This window comes from Sphingomonas sp. HDW15A, from assembly GCF_011301715.1.
Taxonomy (GTDB): domain Bacteria; phylum Pseudomonadota; class Alphaproteobacteria; order Sphingomonadales; family Sphingomonadaceae; genus Sphingomicrobium.
The window spans coordinates 1,065,847-1,082,224 of the sequence record NZ_CP049870.1 but is presented as its reverse complement, the minus strand read 5'-3'; the positions used below and the strand labels follow the sequence as shown (position 1 = coordinate 1,082,224).

15 protein-coding genes, 1 tRNA gene and 3 pseudogenes are annotated in these 16,378 nt (G+C 62.8%); 11 read left to right on the top strand and 8 right to left on the bottom strand.

Translation table 11 applies throughout. The features are described from left to right. The first annotated feature begins 3 nt into the window (after positions 1-3). Positions 4-902: pseudogene (locus tag G7076_RS05565) on the top strand (aspartate carbamoyltransferase catalytic subunit). A gap of 3 nt (positions 903-905) precedes the next feature. On the opposite strand, the gene G7076_RS05560 reads toward G7076_RS05565, so the two are convergent. From G7076_RS05560 to G7076_RS05550, 3 genes and pseudogenes are all read right to left on the bottom strand, one after another. Then, on the bottom strand, positions 906-2,348 hold the full coding sequence (locus tag G7076_RS05560) for an SPOR domain-containing protein (protein WP_166201102.1): 1,443 nt from the start codon (positions 2,346-2,348) through the stop codon (positions 906-908). A 20-nt stretch (positions 2,349-2,368) separates the two neighbouring features. Then, positions 2,369-3,085: a hypothetical protein gene (locus G7076_RS05555; protein WP_166201100.1), complete on the bottom strand. Its 717-nt coding sequence runs from the start codon at positions 3,083-3,085 to the stop codon at positions 2,369-2,371. 13 nt (positions 3,086-3,098) lie between these two features. Continuing rightward, positions 3,099-3,820, bottom strand: a pseudogene (locus G7076_RS05550) (ParA family protein). 137 nt (positions 3,821-3,957) lie between these two features. Here G7076_RS05550 and G7076_RS05545 point away from each other — a divergent pair. Further along, on the top strand, positions 3,958-4,848 hold the full coding sequence (locus tag G7076_RS05545) for an SPOR domain-containing protein (RefSeq protein ID WP_240913902.1): 891 nt from the start codon (positions 3,958-3,960) through the stop codon (positions 4,846-4,848). Here the strand turns inward: G7076_RS05545 and serB are convergent. After that, complete coding sequence (gene serB, locus G7076_RS05540) at positions 4,845-5,708, bottom strand: phosphoserine phosphatase SerB (RefSeq protein ID WP_166201096.1); 864 nt, start codon at positions 5,706-5,708, stop codon at positions 4,845-4,847. The two genes, G7076_RS05545 and serB, sit on opposite strands and share 4 nt — an antisense overlap. On the opposite strand from serB, the pseudogene miaA reads away from it, so the two are divergent. From miaA to G7076_RS05525, 3 genes and pseudogenes are all read left to right on the top strand, one after another. Beyond that, positions 5,701-6,632: pseudogene (gene miaA, locus G7076_RS05535) on the top strand (tRNA (adenosine(37)-N6)-dimethylallyltransferase MiaA). The gene serB and the pseudogene miaA overlap by 8 nt on opposite strands. A 9-nt stretch (positions 6,633-6,641) precedes the next feature. Then, positions 6,642-7,280, top strand: coding sequence for an NAD(P)-binding domain-containing protein (locus tag G7076_RS05530; protein WP_166201094.1), 639 nt, complete (start codon positions 6,642-6,644; stop codon positions 7,278-7,280). Then, on the top strand, positions 7,232-7,609 hold the full coding sequence (locus G7076_RS05525; protein WP_166201092.1) for a hypothetical protein: 378 nt from the start codon (positions 7,232-7,234) through the stop codon (positions 7,607-7,609). Before G7076_RS05530 ends, G7076_RS05525 begins: the two co-directional genes overlap by 49 nt. Here G7076_RS05525 and G7076_RS05520 read toward each other — a convergent pair. Together G7076_RS05520 and mutL are read right to left on the bottom strand one after the other, a co-directional pair. Next, entirely contained in the window at positions 7,606-7,779 is a 174-nt protein-coding gene (locus G7076_RS05520; RefSeq protein WP_166201090.1) for a hypothetical protein, read from the bottom strand. The genes G7076_RS05525 and G7076_RS05520 overlap by 4 nt on opposite strands. Before the next feature lie 69 nt (positions 7,780-7,848). After that, positions 7,849-9,612, bottom strand: a complete 1,764-nt coding sequence (mutL, locus tag G7076_RS05515; RefSeq protein ID WP_166201088.1) for a DNA mismatch repair endonuclease MutL — start codon at positions 9,610-9,612, stop codon at positions 7,849-7,851. 154 nt (positions 9,613-9,766) lie between these two features. Between mutL and G7076_RS05510 the strand changes: the two genes are divergently transcribed. The 6 genes from G7076_RS05510 (at position 9,767) to G7076_RS05485 (ending at position 15,402) form a co-directional block, all read left to right on the top strand. Beyond that, complete coding sequence (locus tag G7076_RS05510) at positions 9,767-10,810, top strand: rod shape-determining protein (RefSeq protein ID WP_166201086.1); 1,044 nt, start codon at positions 9,767-9,769, stop codon at positions 10,808-10,810. Between the two features lie 94 nt (positions 10,811-10,904). Next, positions 10,905-11,696: a rod shape-determining protein MreC gene (gene mreC, locus G7076_RS05505; RefSeq protein WP_166201084.1), complete on the top strand. Its 792-nt coding sequence runs from the start codon at positions 10,905-10,907 to the stop codon at positions 11,694-11,696. Between the two features lie 2 nt (positions 11,697-11,698). Beyond that, complete coding sequence (locus G7076_RS05500; protein WP_166201082.1) at positions 11,699-12,217, top strand: rod shape-determining protein MreD; 519 nt, start codon at positions 11,699-11,701, stop codon at positions 12,215-12,217. Further along, a complete protein-coding gene (gene mrdA / locus G7076_RS05495) occupies positions 12,214-14,118 on the top strand; it encodes a penicillin-binding protein 2 (RefSeq protein ID WP_240913892.1) in 1,905 nt (634 codons plus the stop codon). Before G7076_RS05500 ends, mrdA begins: the two co-directional genes overlap by 4 nt. After that, positions 14,115-15,227: a rod shape-determining protein RodA gene (gene rodA / locus G7076_RS05490; RefSeq protein WP_166201080.1), complete on the top strand. Its 1,113-nt coding sequence runs from the start codon at positions 14,115-14,117 to the stop codon at positions 15,225-15,227. Before mrdA ends, rodA begins: the two co-directional genes overlap by 4 nt. A gap of 99 nt (positions 15,228-15,326) precedes the next feature. Then, positions 15,327-15,402 (top strand) — tRNA-Lys (locus tag G7076_RS05485). Between the two features lie 58 nt (positions 15,403-15,460). On the opposite strand, the gene G7076_RS12420 is transcribed toward G7076_RS05485, so the two are convergent. Next, entirely contained in the window at positions 15,461-15,943 is a 483-nt protein-coding gene (locus G7076_RS12420; RefSeq protein WP_240913891.1) for a LysR substrate-binding domain-containing protein, read from the bottom strand. Further along, positions 15,940-16,317, bottom strand: coding sequence for a LysR family transcriptional regulator (locus G7076_RS12415; protein WP_240913890.1), 378 nt, complete (start codon positions 16,315-16,317; stop codon positions 15,940-15,942). Before G7076_RS12415 ends, G7076_RS12420 begins: the two co-directional genes overlap by 4 nt. Positions 16,318-16,378: the final 61 nt, after the last annotated feature.

The window sequence follows — 16,378 nt, the reverse complement described above, 5'->3', positions numbered from 1 at the left end:
GCGATGCATCTTCTCTCGATCGACAGCCTTGACGACCAGACCATTGCCACGATCCTGTCGGAAGGCCAGCGCTGGTTCGACTATAACCGTTCGGCGCGGCGCAATGACCACCGGTTGGACGGGCTGACGATCCTCAATGCCTTTTTCGAAAACTCTACGCGAACACTGCTGAGCTTTGAGATCGCAGCGAACCGCCTTGGCGCGCAGGTGGTGACGATGCAGGTCGAGATGAGCTCGATCAAAAAAGGCGAGACGCTGGAGGATACGGCGCGCACGCTCAACGCCATGCGACCAGACGCAATGGTCATTCGCCACGGCCGAAGCGGCGCGCCGGCGGACGTTGCCCATTTGGTCGATTGCCCGGTCGTCAACGCTGGCGACGGCACTGGCGAGCACCCCACCCAGGCGCTTCTCGATGCGGCGACGCTGATGCGTCACTTTGGCCGGATCGCAGGACTTCGTGTGGCGATTTGCGGCGATATTCGCCACAGTCGCGTCGCGCGATCGAACGCGAAGCTGCTGGCCCGGTTCGGCGCGGATGTTCGCTTGGCCGGACCGCCGGAATTGATGCCCGAAGATTCCAGGCCGCTCACCATCGACGAGGCTGTCGAGGGTGCCGACGTGGTGATGATGCTTCGGGTCCAGCGTGAGCGCCTAGAAGACGACTTGGGAGATGCCCCGGGGAATTCCTTGCCCGCTACGGTCTGACGCGCGAGCGTTTCTCCAGGACGAAGGGCGGAGCGGTGATCATGCACCCTGGCCCGATCAACCGCGGAGTTGAGATCGACGAGAGCCTGGCCGATGACCCGCGCTCGTCGCTGATCCTGACACAGGTCGAGATGGGCGTCGCAGTACGGATGGCGTGCCTCGACCTGTTGACCGCGCCAAGGCGCGGCGACTGAGACTTATTTCAGGGCGATCCGCACCGCTTGGTCGCCGCCCGACGAGCGGACGAAGCAGTTTCCTCCCGAACGCTTGAGCGTGGAGCAGAAAGTTTGCGCTTCGCGGCTCGATCCGAAGCCGGCAACGGAGAGGCGATAGACGGTGCTCTCCCCCTTTTCGAAACGGGCCGTGGCCGGTCGATAGTTGCGCAGCGCTGGATATTTCGCGGAGTAGCGGGCCCAGGCGCTCTCGACATTGCCGCGGTTGGAGAAAGCGCCAAGCTGGACGACCGGACCTCCCGCGGTCACAAGGGCTAGGGAAGCGCGGCGCATCGGTGCAGCTTTCTTCGGTTTCGAAAGATCCGCTTCGATGCTCGGTGCCGAAGCGTCAGGCGCGATGACCGGAGCAGCAGCGGCCGGCATTGCGGCAGCAATGGCAACCGCCGGCAATGCCACTTCCTGCGGCGCTTCCTGAACGATTGGAGCCGAAACCATGACCGGGGCTGCTTGCTCGACAGGTGCTTCGGCCGGCTCGGGCGTCACCTCAGCGGTTTCAACAGGCGCAGCCGGGACATAGGTTGGCATTGCAGTTGCAACGGCGACCGCCGGAACTGCTTGCTCGACAACCGTCGCTTCCACCGGGGCTTCGACGCTGGCAGTCTCGACTACCGGAGCGTTCTCCGCAGCGGTCTCGGCCTCGGCTTGACGCGTGGGCTGGGCGACGAGCGCAAGCCGAATCGGCTGGCCTTCGTCGATCATTACCGGTGTGATTCCGGTTAGCGCGGCGACCTGGTCCGAAGGACGGCCCGGCTTTGCGAAGGCCATCCATTCCCGGACTCGGCTTTCGACCTGGTCCGGCGGAAGGTCCTGCTCGGCAACGGTGCGAGCCATGGCCCAGTCGCCGGCAAGCGCATGCGCGAGCGCAAGGTTCTGGCGAACGCGGGCGTCCGCGCCGGCCTGGCGCGCGACCGAATCGAGAACGGCAGCTGCATCTTCCGGGCGTCCGGCAAGGGCCAGAGCGAGACCATAATCCGCCGGATCCAGCATCTCCTGAGCAGATTGGAGCAAATTGATTGCGCTGTTGTTTTTGCCCAGAGCGATGGTGACGAGAGCAAGCTTGAGGACGACCTGCGGCTGGTTAGTCGAAAGCGCAAGCGAGTCCTGGAAAGCGGTTTCGGCCGAGGCAAAACGACCGGCGGCGAAATAGGAATTGCCGAGGATCGCGCGGAACATGGCGTCTTCCGGCTTGTACTCGACAGCGCGCTCGGCAAGCGAAATGGCTTCGGCATGATTGCCGCTTTCCAGTGCGGCAAGAGCGCGGCTGGCGAGACCAACATTGTCGGCGCTTGCGGTGCTGCTTGCGGAGTTGGATCGGCTGGCCATTGTTCCCGGGCTTGCGCAGGCGGTAATCATTCCGATCATCCCAACTGCGGTCATTGCAGTCCCGATCCTCATTGCGCTGGCCATTGTCAGTCCCCTTCTGTTCGTCATGCCCTCTTTGCGAGGGGTGCCTTCTCGGCCATCGAGTCGAGCTCGGGCATCGATTGCAGCAACTGGTCCAGTGCGTCCGTCACGAGTTGCTGCGCCGAGCGGCCGCTGACCGCACAGGCGAGGCGAAGCTTGAGATGGCGCTGCTTGTCCAAGCGAAGCGTGAATGCCGCCTTGCCCTTGCTTCCCGGTGCCGACCGCGGCCGCGAAACTCTCCGCGGCCCCGGCGCTTTGACTACGGCGACGGGCGCCGGCGCAAAGGAAGCCGTCTCGGTCGGCTCGAATGCAGCCGGAAGCTCGACGACCGTTTGATCGGTTCCGGCTTGATCGGTTCCGGCCAGGGCGGCTGCGAGCGGCTCCTCATCGGCCTCGAACATCTCCGCAGTCTCATCGACTTCCTCACCCTCGTCGGTGCAGTCGACCAGCCGGTCAGCGATTTCCGCTTGTTGGTCATGGACCGGGGACCCGACTGGAGTCAGGCCCGCGAGCGGATTGCGGACCGGATGCGGCTGTATTTCGGCACCGAACGCATCATGCGTTTCATCGGCGCTGCCGTCGGCCGGCTTGGGCGGTTCAAAACCCATGTCGTTCCAACCGAGATCCTCGAGACCGGAACCGCTCTGACCGAAACCTTGCGGGCGCATCGCCGGCCGGGCTGCACCCTTGCGGGCCAAAAGTCCGGAGGAGAGTGACGCGAATGCCTTGGGCTCGCCCATTGTCCGCTACTCCTTACTGGCCCATCACGCGGCGGCCGAAGCCACCGACGGGACGCGGGCTCGCCGCGCTGATGCCGGGCGCCTGGTTCGGCGCGGCAAAAACGGTGCGGCGGAAATTCTTCTCGAGGCGGTCGGAGACGTAATCCCACAGTTCGACCACTTCCTTGGCGGAGCGGCCATTAGGATCGACTTCCATCACGGTACGGCCATCGATCATCGAAGCTGCGAAGTCCGTGCGGTGGTGGATGGTGACCGGGGCGACCGTGCCATGTTGAGACAGCGCGACGGCGGCTTCGTAGGTGATCTTGGCTTTCGGGGTCGCTGCATTAACAACGAAGATCAGCGGCTTTCCGGCGCGGTCGCAGAGATCGACCGTGGCGCCGACGGCGCGAAGATCGTGCGGGCTCGGGCGAGTCGGAATGACGATAAGCTCAGCGACGGCGATGACGCTCTGAATGGCCATGGTGATTGCCGGCGGGGTATCGATCACCGCGAGGCGGAAACCTTGCTGGCGAAGCACCTCGAGATCGCTCGCGAGACGGGCGACAGTGGTCTGCGCAAATGCGGGCATGTCGGCCTGACGTTCGTTCCACCAGTCGGCAAGCGAGCCTTGCGGATCGATGTCGATGAGGCAGACGGGTCCTGCGCCCGCCAATTGCGCTTGCACCGCCAAGTGTCCGGACAAGGTCGTTTTGCCCGACCCCCCTTCTGCGATGCCATGGCCAGAACGCGCATTCTCTTCCCCTCGCCCAAATGGAACGGCTGATCAGGCCTCCAACTGACCGCAAAGCCCCTAAATATTGGTTAATGGACTCCCGACCTTGTTGGTGCGCCACTCTGTGGGTTAGCGTGGCGACCGACGGGAGAGGATGATGGGTTTGCGTATTGTGAACTCTGCAATGGCCATCGGTCTGGTCGCGATCGCGGCCGTCCCGGCGCAGGCGAGCGTGAAGGCCGGAATCGACGCCTGGCAGAGGGGCGACTCCGCCCGGGCGATCGCAATTTGGCGGGGTCTCGCCGAAAAGGGCGACAGTGACGCGGCGTTCAATCTGGGGCAGGCCTATCGGCTCGGGCGCGGGGTCGCGGCCGACAGCGGTCAGGCGAAGAAATGGTTCGAACGAGCTGCCAGGGCCGGCCATCTAGATGCACAGGTAAGCCTGGGGTTGCTTTTGTTTGACAGCGGGTCGCGGCGCGAAGGCCTGGACTGGCTCGAACGGGCCGCCGAGCGCGGCGAACCACGTGCGCTGCTCGTCGTCGGCACAGCATTATTCAACGGCGACGACCTGCCACCGGACCCTGTCAAAGGCTATGCCTACGTCAGTCGGGCGGCGGCGCAGGGGCTCCCGCCGGCCAAGGAAACCCTCGCCGAAATGGACAGGGTCATGCCTCTCTCCCAGCGACAAAAGGGCGTCGCTATGGCCCAGCAAGCGGCCCGCCCCGGCAAACCAGCCACAAAGACTCCTTCGAAAGCGGCAGCGACACCGAAAGCCTCAGTGAGCGCTCCCGTGGCTGCTGCCAAGACGACTGCCGTCGCCGCTGCGCGAGGCGTATGGCGGATCCAGCTGGGCGCTTTTTCCAGCAAGGCCAATGCCCAATCCCTCTATGCCAGGCTTCAGGGCAAGCTTGGTGGCGCTCAGGCTTTCTATGTCCCCGTGGGTGAGATGACCCGCCTGCAGGCGGGCCCTTTCGAAAGCCGCGCCTTCGCGAGTGCAGCGTGCGCTCGATTGAAGCCGCAACCCTGCTTCGCTCTCGAAGCCCGCTAGGCCAGCAACCAATCGCGGCGCGGAATGCCCTGCGCCCACAACAAGGCATCGAGCCCGTGGTTGTCGAGCCGTGCATCGGCACGTTCGGCCAGCACGGGTTTTGCACGGTAAGCGACGCCGAGACCCGCGGCCTCGATCATCGGCAGGTCGTTCGCCCCGTCGCCGATGGCCAACACAGCATTACGAGCTAGGCCAAGGTGAGCCTGCGCTTCGACGAGCGCTTCCTTCTTCGCTATCGAATCGACAATCGGCCCTTGCGTTGTGCCCGTAAGTTTCTCGCCTTCGCGCTCGAGAATGTTGGCGCGGAAACTATTAAATCCCAGTTCCGCAGCGATGGGCGCGACGAAATCGGTGAAGCCGCCGGAGACGAGCAAGGTGTGGGCACCATGGGCGCGCATCGTTCGGACGAATGTCGATGCGCCCGGATTGGGCCGAATCCGCTGCGCGAGGCACTCTCCGAGATCGTCGACAGGCAGCCCGCGCAACAGTGCGACGCGCTCGGCAAGTGCCACGGCGAAGTCCAGCTCTCCGCTCATCGCCTTTTCGGTGATTGCCGCGACCTGAGGCTTGAATCCGGCGTAGTCTGCCAGTTCGTCAATGCATTCCTGCCCGATAATCGTCGAATCCATGTCCGCAACAAGCAAAGCCTTCTCGCGATGCTCGAGGGACTGGATGACAATGTCGCACCCCTGCCAGCCTTCGAGGGCGATGCGCGCCGAATGCACATCAACGATCGCAAGATCCGCAGCGGAGCCCTCGTCGACCCAGGCATGAAATGACGAGTCCGCAACGCGATCGAGCGCCGCAGAGAGAAGTCTGTCATCGAGCCGTCCGGCTGCTATCAGCGTGGCAATGAGCAAATCGCGACCTCCTCTCGTCGTCATCGCCGGTCCGACGGCGAGCGGCAAGAGCGCGCTAGCACTGGCATCTGCCAAGGCAACCGGCGGCTCTATTATCAACGCCGATGCAAGTCAGCTTTATAGGGAAATCCCGATTCTTTCGGCCGCACCCACCATGCAGGAGCGCGCAGCGGCCGATCATCGCCTCTATGCTGTTCGGAGCGGCGTGGAGCCGTTTTCCGCTGCGGAATGGGCGGCTCTGGCGAAAGACGAAATCGCTGCCGTCCATGCTTTTGGCGGAACGCCGATCCTTGTCGGGGGACGGGTCTTTACCTCCGTACCTTGATCGAAGGAATCGCGCCCGTTCCGCCGATCGACCCCGAGATCCGGGCCGAGGTTCGCGCTTCGATGGTCGCGGACAATCGCCGCGCTCTCGCCACTTTGGACCCGGATGCAGCGGAACGGCTCGGCGCTTCCGACACGACGCGCATCGCCCGCGCGCTCGAGGTCGTTCGCTCGACCGGGCGGACATTGAAGGATTGGCAATGCCGGAAAATCGGCGGGATCGGCGATGAAGTGACGCTTCGGCCGATCGTGCTCACGCCGCCACGCGACTGGCTGTATGATCGCTGCGATGCGCGCTTCGCGATGATGGTCGATCGCGGCGCCGTGCGGGAGGCCGAGGCGCTCTTGGCGAAGAAGCTAGATCCAAGCCTCCCGGTGATGCGCGCCATCGGCGTTGCGGAGATCGCAGCATTCATCCGCGGTGAGACCGATCGCGAGACCATGATCCTGGAAGGACAGCAATCCACCCGGCGCTACGCCAAGCGGCAGTATACGTGGTTCAAGCATCAGCCGCCGCCGGAGTGGCCACGCTTCTGCGATCCGATGAATGGGCCGGAAGCGATGTCCCGCGCGCTGGAGTTGCTGGGCGCCGGACGATAGGATGAATGCATGAAGCGCCTAACCGATGCCGACATCGATCCAGCCCCGCTGTTGGGAAAGAGAGTTGCGATCGTTGGTTATGGCAATCAGGGTCGGGCGCAGGCGCGGAACCTGAAAGACAGCGGGATCGAGGTCGTCGTCGGACTGCGCGAAGGCACGTCGAGCGCGGTTCGTGTGGTTGCAGATGGCCTCGAACAAGAGCCGCTGAGCTCTGCCGTATCCGGCGCTGACGTCGTTATGATGCTCGTGCCGGACGAAGTGATGGCCGGCCTCTATGGCGAGATCGAGCCGCAGCTTCGCGATGGCGCCGCATTGGGATTCAGTCATGGCCTGGCGATCCATTTCGCCTTCGTGCGACCGCGCGAGGACCTCGATGTGTTCCTGCTCGCACCCAAAGGCCCGGGCACCGCGCTTCGCTCCTTGTATGAGCGTGGCGAAGGCATGATCGCCTTGTGGGCCGTGGCGCAGGACCGAAGCGGGAAAGCGCGCGAGACTGCCCTCGCCTATGGACGCGCGCTGGGCTGCGGCCGGGCCGGGCTCCTCGAATCCAGCTTCGCCGAAGAATGTGAAGCCGATCTATTCAACGAAGGCGCAGTCGTGTGGGGGCCGTGCCAGAGCTGCTTGCTGCTGGCTTCGAGACCCTCGTAGAGGCGGGAATTAACCCGGAGGTGGCTTATCTGGAATGCGTCGGAGAGCTGAAGCTGATTGCTGACCTGATCGAGGCGCGGGGAATTGCCGGAATGCGGGAAGCGATCAGCAACACCGCGGAACTCGGGGCTGTTCTGAGTGGACCGCGGGTGATCGACGAAAGCGTCAAGGCGCGGATGCGCGACATACTCGAGAGTGTCCGGAACGGCAGCTTCGCGTCCGCCCTGCGGGACGAAGAAGCAAGCGGTTACCCGATCCTGAAACGCGCCCGTGAGGAGGCGCGATCGGGAAAGCTCGAAACTGCGCGGCGATCACTCTTTCCCGACTAGGCGACGATGTCGTGGTCGAGACCCGGTCGGTCGCCCATGCTTGCGCGCTCGATATATGCACGCTGCAATTTCTTGTGAACTTCAGCCGCCGATGGGTCGCTCGCCTCTTGGGCGAGTTTTTCTTCTTCCGCCGCTCGACGCGCGAAATAGATGCGATCCTGCTCGCTCATAACGCACCTCCCGCAATGGGCGAGGTTATAGCACGAAAATCCCGGCCTGTCGTCAATGCCAGGCCGCGTTCAGCGCCCGAACAGTTTTTCAAGGTCGCTCCTGGCCAGCTTGACCCAAGTCGGGCGCCCATGATTGCACTGTCCACTGCGTGGTGTGACCTCCATTTCGCGAAGTAGCGCATTCATCTCAGCCACCGACAGGATCCGGCCCGCGCGGACCGAGCCGTGACAGGCGATGGTAGCGGCCACATGATCGAGCCTGTCCCGGAGGGCCAATGCCGTGCCGAGTTCCCCCAGCTCTGCTGCCAGATCCTTGACGAGGCCGCGAACATCGGGCCTGCCGAGCGGGGCGGGAGTCGCACGCACCAGCATGGTGGTCCGGCCGAACCGCTCAATCTCAAGACCAAGAAGCGCCAATTCCGGCGCAGCGGCTTCAAGGCGATCGCATTCAGGTTCGTCAAGCTCGACGACATCGGGGATAAGCAGCGGTTGGGCTGTCACCCTGCCCTCGCCGCCAGCGCGCCGCATCCGCTCCAGCACAAGGCGTTCATGCGCGGCATGCTGATCGACAATCACAAGCCCGTCTTCGGTCTCAGCAACGATATAGGTCGCTGCGACCTGTCCCCGGGCAACGCCCAGCGGATAGCCGGTGTTCGCGGGAGGAATTGGCGTCGCAGGGGCTGCCCTGCCCTGCGGAAGGAAATCCGTTTGCCGATCGGCGACCACGGTTTCGGTTGAATAGGTCTGGGTCGGCAGGTCCCACAGGCGCGAATCAAGCGGCGCAGCCACATGTTGTACCGGCTCCGTCTGCCAGTTGGCCTCGGCGGCGTATTGCTCTCGCGCAGCGCTCCGGTGGCCGGCCTCGTCCAGCGCCGAGCGAAGCCCGCCCACGATCAGCCCGCGAACCGCGGAAGGGTCTCGGAAGCGAACCTCGGTCTTGGCAGGGTGGACGTTGATGTCGACCTCATCGGTCGGCACCTCAATGAACAGCGCCGCAACCGGATGACGGTCGCGGGCCAGCAGGTCACGATAGGCGGCACGGAGCGCACCAACGAGCAGCCGGTCCTTCACCGGGCGCGAATTGACGAACAGGAATTGCTGATCGGCCATCCCGCGATTGAAGGTCGGAAGGCTCGTGACCCCGGTCAGACGAAGCCCTTCGCGCGTGCAGTCGATTCCGAGCCCGTGGCGATCGAGTTCGTGGCTGAGAAGGGCCGCCACTCGCGCTGGCCCGTTCGACGGCTGCACGGAAAATACACGGCGACCGTCATGGTCGAGGGTGAAGGCGACGTCCGGCCGGGCCATGGCCAGGCGCTTCACGGCGTCCAGGCAAGCCGCATATTCGGCGCGCGAGCTGCGCAGGAACTTGCGGCGGGCAGGTATCTTTTCGAAGAGCCCTTCCACACGGACTCGGGTTCCCGGCGGCAAAGAAGCCGGACCCTCACCCGCTACCGCACCATGATCAATCGCCAATCGCCACCCGTCCGCCCCGCCCAGTCGGCTCTCGAGCGTGAAGCGCGAAACGCTGGCGATTGAAGGCAAGGCTTCGCCGCGAAAACCGAAGCTCGTCACCTGGTCGATGGCGTCGCCGGGCAGTTTCGAAGTCGCGTGCCGTTCGAGCGCGAGGCGCATGTCGCCCGGGCTCATGCCCGACCCGTTATCTGCGACTTCGACCAGATCGAGGCCGCCTGCCGAAAGTCGTACCGCGACTGCCGACGCATCAGCGTCGAGGGCGTTTTCTACTAGTTCCTTCAGGGCGCTGGCCGGCCGCTCGACCACCTCGCCGGCGGCGATTCGATTGACCAGTTCCGTAGGCAGCCTTCTTATTGACATGGCCTGTTTCCTAGCCCAATCGAAGGCCGCCCGCGAAGCGCTGATTTTCCATAAAATTCAGATGTCTTTCATCGGGAACGGTTTAATCCGCGGTATAGGGGAGGCGCCGCGCTAGACGCTGCCCCGACCCCGCGAGTACGAGGGCAAAACGCGAATGTTCTGGAACCGCTGGTTCAAATGGATGTCCCACGACATGGCGATCGACCTTGGGACGGCCAACACGTTGGTCTACGTCCGCGGTCGCGGCGTTGTCCTCAATGAGCCGTCGGTCGTCGCAATCGAGACGATTCGCGGCGAAAAGCGGGTCAAGGCTGTCGGCGACGACGCCAAGCTGATGATGGGCAAGACTCCGGACCAGATCGAGGCGATCCGTCCGCTTCGCGACGGTGTGATTGCCGACATCGATGTCGCCGAGCAGATGATCAAGCACTTCATCCACAAGGTGCATGGCGGCAAGATGCGTGCCTGGCGCTTTCCGGAAATTGTGATCTGCGTGCCCAGCGGCTCGACCAGCGTCGAGCGCCGCGCGATCCGCGATGCGGCCTCGAACGCCGGGGCAAGCCAGGTTTACCTGATCGAAGAACCGATGGCCGCGGCAATCGGCGCTGACATGCCGGTGACCGAGCCGGTCGGATCGATGGTCGTCGACATCGGCGGCGGCACCACTGAAGTTGCGGTCCTTTCACTTCGCGGCCTCGCCTACACGACCTCAGTCCGCGTCGGCGGCGACAAGATGGACGAAGCAATCTCATCTTATGTCCGCCGGAACCACAACCTCCTGATTGGCGAAGCCACGGCGGAGCGGATCAAGAAGGAAGTCGGAATTGCCAAGCCGCCCGCGGACGGCATCGGCCAGACCGTTCACATCAAGGGGCGCGACCTCGTTAATGGCGTTCCGAAGGAAATCACGATCAACCAGGGCCAAATCGCCGAAGCGTTGTCGGAACCGGTTGGAACAATCGTCGAAGGCGTCCGCATCGCTCTCGAAAATACGGCCCCGGAGCTTGCGGCCGACATCTGTGACCAGGGCATCGTCCTGACCGGGGGCGGCGCGCTTCTCGAAGGGCTTGACGAGGTCCTTCGTGACGAGACCGGACTTCCGGTCACTGTCGCAGAGGATCCGCTGACCTGCGTCGCGCTCGGCACCGGTAGGGCGCTCGAGGAAGAGCAGTTCCGCGGCGTCCTCCAAACGGCCTAGGTGAACTATGGCGGCGCCGGCGGGACCGCGCCCCGGCTGGTCGAGGCGTGCGCAATATAGTCTTTTTTTTGGTTTTCTGGCCGCTGTCGCCGGGTTGATCCTGGGACTCGTGCTGCTTGGCCTGTCGATCGTGTCTCCAAGCAGCTATCGGGTTGTCCGCGGTGCGGCCCTCGATGCCCTGTCGCCGGTAACAGTTGCCCTGTCGGATGTTGGTGCGACAGTCAGCGGACTCGTCAGCGGCGCGGGCAATTACTGGAATGCTGCCGAGCAGAATGCCGGTTTGAAGGCGCAGAATGCCCAAATGCGGCGGGAGATCGTCAAGGCCAACGCCGTCCTCCAGGAAAATCGCCAGCTTAAAGCCACTCTTCGACTTCGCGAGGTGCGCCGCGAGACCGTGGCCACCGGCCGAATTGTCGGGTCGAGTTTCCAGAGCCCGCGCCGCTTCGCGATTCTGTCTGTCGGAACCGGTGACGGAGTCCAAATCGGTATGCCGGTACGGGCCGCTGATGGCCTCGTCGGAAGAGTGATCGATGTCGGGTCCAGCAACAGCCGCGTGCTTCTGGTCAGCGATCGCGCCAACGTTGTGCCAGCCCGCATAATGCGCGGCGGGGTTCCAGTAATCTCAACGGGCCGTGGTGATGGAACGGTGGATATCCGGCCGCTAGAAGTCGGGCGAAACCCGTTCAAGCGCGGGGACATCATAGTTACCTCTGGTACAGGCGGCCTCTATCCGCCGCTTGTCCCGATTGCCCGGGTGATCCGTCTCGACGACGACGGGGCCATTGGTCTTCCGCTCGCCGATCCGAGCGAGGCCAGTTTCGCGCTCGTCGAGCCGCCTTACGAGCCAGCGGCGAAGGCAGACACTCCCCTGCCCGAAGATCGCTAACGATGGTTCGGGCGGCGCTCGCAGGAAAGACACTCAATCGCGGACCGGTGCACGGCGCCGCCTATGTGCCGGCGGCCAGTGTCGTCGCGGCTTCCTTGCTAGTTGCCCTGCCGATCGTCTCCTTGAGCGGCTGGTGGCCGAGCTTCGGACTGTTGATGTTCATTGCATGGCGCATGCTTCGCGCCGATGCGTGGCCTGTGTGGTGGTCAGCTCCGCTCGGACTGGTCAATGACTTGCTGACCGGTGCGCCGATCGGGATGTCGATGGCGTTGTGGACCGCGATCATGCTCGTCATGGACCTGGTCGACCGCCGAACCCAGTGGCGCGACTATTGGATCGAATGGGCGGTCGCGTCATTGCTGATCGCTGGGTCGGCATGGGTCGAGGCGGAAGTTTCTGGCCTCAGTGGCGCCCCGGTCCGGACAGCAATGGCCGTTCCTGCTGCCTTGATTGAAATCCTCACATTCCCGCTGGCCGCTTATCTTGCCGTGCGGATCGATCGCTGGAGGCTCGGGCGGTGAAGTTCACCACTGCGCATCAGTCCCTGCGCTTCTCGCGACGGATGCTTCTACTTGGCGGCGCCCAGGCGGCCTTCGGAACGCTGCTGCTGTCGCGGCTGGGCTATCTGTCGATCAAACAGAACGAGCATTATCGTTTGCTGTCCGAAGATAATCGCGTTCAGATGATTGTCGTCCCGCCGAGGCGTGGATGGCTGGTGGACCGGCACAACGTTCCATTGGCGATCAATCGGTCCGATTTTCGCATTGATATCATTCCCGACCAACTCGAAAATCCGACGCAAACCCTCCGCCTGCTCGCAAGCCTGCTGGATCTCGACCCCGATCAGGTCGACCGTATTATCAAGGAATTGAAGGCCGCGCGCGGGTTCCAGCCGGTCCAGGTGGCAGAGAACGTCCCATATGAAAAATATGCGGCGGTAACGGTAAGGTTACCGGAGCTTCCCGGAGTCCAGCCCCAGCGCGGCTTTTCGCGTTTTTATCCGACCGGGCCGGCGGTTGCACATCTCCTCGGCTACGTGGGCACAGCCTCCGCAGAAGAATATGAAAAGACCAAGGATCCGCTCTTTCTGATTCCCGGCTTCAAGATTGGCAAGCAAGGTCTAGAAAAGACGTTAGAACCGTATCTTCGCGGAACGCCGGGTGGGCAGCGAGTGGAGGTGACCGCACGCGGCCAGCTTGTGAAGGAGCTTGATCCGCAGCCCGATCGCAGCGGACAGACGGTCAAGCTCACCATCGATGGCGGTCTTCAGGAATATGCCGCTCGCCGTATGGCCGATCATTCCGGCGCACTGGTCGCGATGGATATCGCGACAGGCGACATGCTGGCTTATGTTTCGATGCCCGCATTCGACCCCAATAGCTTCAGCAAGGGGATCGGCCAGACCGAATGGCGGATGCTTTCGGAAGATGACCATATCCCGCTTCTGAACAAGGTCGCGCAGGGTCTTTACCCGTCGGGCTCGACGATCAAGCCAGCCATGGCGCTCGCGTTTCTTAAGCAGGGCATCGACCCCAATAGACGGGTCCATTGCGCGGGCGGTTATCAAATCGGGAACCGTTACTTCCGCTGCGACGCGGTGCACGGTTCGATGGACATGCATTCGGCGGTTGAGCGCAGCTGCAACACCTATTTCTGGGCGATGGGCCTCGTCACCGATCCTGCGAAAACGACCGAGATGGTGCACTACCTGGGGTTCGGCGAAAAGTTCGATCTTCCGATACCGAGCCAGCGCTATGGGACTATGCCCAACCCAGAGTGGCTGAAGAAGAAATATGATCGCGAGTGGCAGGGTTACGACTCCGCCAATACCTCGATCGGCCAAGGTTATGTGCTCGTGAACCCTATGCAGCTCGCTGTCATGCCCGCCCGGATGGCGTCGGGGAAGCTCCTCCAACCCAGCCTGCTGCTGGGCGGTAAAAGAAAACCAGCGCCGGATCTCGACGTTGATCCAACTCACCTAGAGATCGTTCGCAAGGCCATGTCAGCGGTCGTCAACGGGCGCGGCACGGCGGTTGCTTCAAAGCTTCCGCTCGAAGGCATTTTGATGGCCGGCAAGACTGGCACTGCGCAGGTCTTCCGTCTTGGATCGCGCGGCCACCAATCGAACTGGGCGCTTCGCGACCATGCCTTGTTCATTGCCTTCGCACCTGCGGACAAGCCGCGCTATGCGATCGGCTGCATCATCGAACATGGCGGCTTCGGCGCTGCCACTGCCGCACCGATTGTCCGCGATTCGATGACATATCTTTTCGATAAGCAAAAGGCATGGGACGCGCTGGCCCCGGTCGAGGCGCAATTGGGCGGGACGCTGGCAGAGAGAACGGAGCGGCGAGCAGAGGAATTCGCGCGTATCGCCCGTGCAAATCTGGCCGCCAAGGCTACGGCGGGCGGCGGACAATGATCGGGTCTGCTATGATTCCGGTTCCACTGGCCAGGCTGCCGTGGCGGCTGATCTGGCTCGTGGCGCTCATTTGCACGATCGGGGTCGTAACCCTTTATTCCGCGGCCGGGGGATCCTTAAGCCCGTGGGCACTTAAGCAGGCCATTGTCATCTTCGCCTTTTCGATCATGGCAGTCGGGATCAGCTACATTCCCGAGCATTTCGTGAAGCAGATGATCTTCCCGACATATGTGGTGATTCTGATCTTGCTGATCGTTGTCGAGATGGTCGGGTTCGTCGGCAAAGGCGCGCAGCGCTGGGTCGATTTGGGTTTCATCCGTCTTCAGCCTTCAGAATTCATGAAGCCGGCGATCGTCCTGACCCTAGCCCGCTTTTACGACTTGCTGCCCGCGGCGGACGTCAAAAGGTGGCGTGGCCTTTGGCCGGCGGCATTGCTGGTACTCGTCCCTTGGGCGCTAATCCTGGTTCAGCCCGATCTGGGAACGGCAACGATGGTCCTGGTGGGCGGAGTCACCGTGATTTTCCTCGCCGGACTGCCCATGTGGTACTTCCTGTCGGCCGCGGGCGCGGTTGCGGCAGCGCTGCCGATCGCCTTTGCGATGATGCACGATTACCAGCGAAAGCGCGTGCTGATCTTCATGGATCCTGAAGCTGACCCCCTCGGGGCGGGCTATCATATCACTCAGTCCAAGATAGCCATTGGATCCGGCGGAATTTGGGGCAAGGGCTACCTCAATGGCAGCCAGAGCCATTTGAAATACCTGCCCGAAGGCCATACCGACTTCGTGTTCGCTACATTCGTCGAAGAATGGGGCTTGGTCGGCGGTGCACTCCTGATCGTCGCGTTCGGCGCTATCGTTTTGTGGGGAATGCGGGTCGCAAACCGGGCGAAGACGCGTTTCGCCCAGCTCGCTGCCGCGGGCCTGACAACCACCATCTTCTTTTATGTGTCCGTCAATTTGATGATGGTGATGGGGCTTGCGCCGGTTGTGGGTATCCCGTTGCCGTTGGTCAGCTATGGCGGCTCCGCGGTGATGACCGTGATGATCTGCCTCGGGCTCTTGATGGGCTTCGAGCGGCAGCAGCGGACCAAGACGTCCCTCTCGTGATGGCGGGAAATCATTAGGATTGCACGCCGCTTCGAACGCTGTTAGAGGCGCCCCCGCTACCGGCCGAATGGGGCCGTCGAGCACTGCCCTGACAGGCATGGACGCATAGCTCAGTTGGTAGAGCAGCTGACTCTTAATCAGCGGGTCCTAGGTTCGAGCCCTAGTGCGTCCACCACCTTTTCAATGACTTCGCTCCTGCGACAGGCCTTCATTCCGACTTAGACGGGGCCTGCTCACGCCCCACGTTCGAGTGCGTCGGCAATATGTTGCCCGAAGCGCCGAGCAGTCGCCGAAGCCTGCGGAGCTTCGATCAGCGCCATTTCGGTGTCGGCCAGCGGCGGCAGGATGCTGTGATCCAGGTGGGTAAGGGACGGCGGGCACATTTCGCGCGGAAGAACAGCGACCCCCAGGCCGGCCTGGACGGCCGCCTGCGTGCCGGCCAGGCTGGTCGACGTGTAGGCGCAGCGCCATTCGATCTTCGCCTTCCCGAGCGCGGCCATGGCCCGGTGGCGATAAACGCACGGTTCAGGGGAAACGATCAGTGGAACCGGGCTTTTTCCGTCAAGCGCCAGTTGATCACGGGCAACCCAGATCAACGGTTCCCGCCAGACCCGAATTCCGTCAATCGCCACTTCCGGTTCCCGCTTGACGAGAACGAGGTCGAACCTCCCGTCCCTGAAGCCGCGCTCGAGATTGAGTGTGAGATCGCACGTCACTTCCAGTTCGACCCGGGATGGGCGTCGGCGAACTCTGCCAGAACCGCGGGAAGATGGACCGTCGCGAAATCCTCAGGAACGCCAAGCCGAACAAGACCCGCGATTTCGGGTTCCGCAATGTCGGAGATTGCTGCGTCGTTGAGGCGAAGCATCGCCCTGGCGTGAGGAAGCAACTTTTGCCCGTCGCGGGTCAACTCGAGGAGGCGCGGGCCACGAAGGAAAAGCGGCCTGCCGACCAATTCTTCCAGTCGTTTGATTTGAAGACTGACAGCAGACTGCGTGCGTCCGAGCCGCTCACCCGCTCTTGTAAAGCCGCCGACATCGGCAACGAGCACGAAGGCGCGAAGCAGATCCAAGTCCAGATTGCGATACATTCTCCCATTTAGATAATTTATGGATATGATTGCAACTATTCGTTTCTCAAATGTGTGGTCG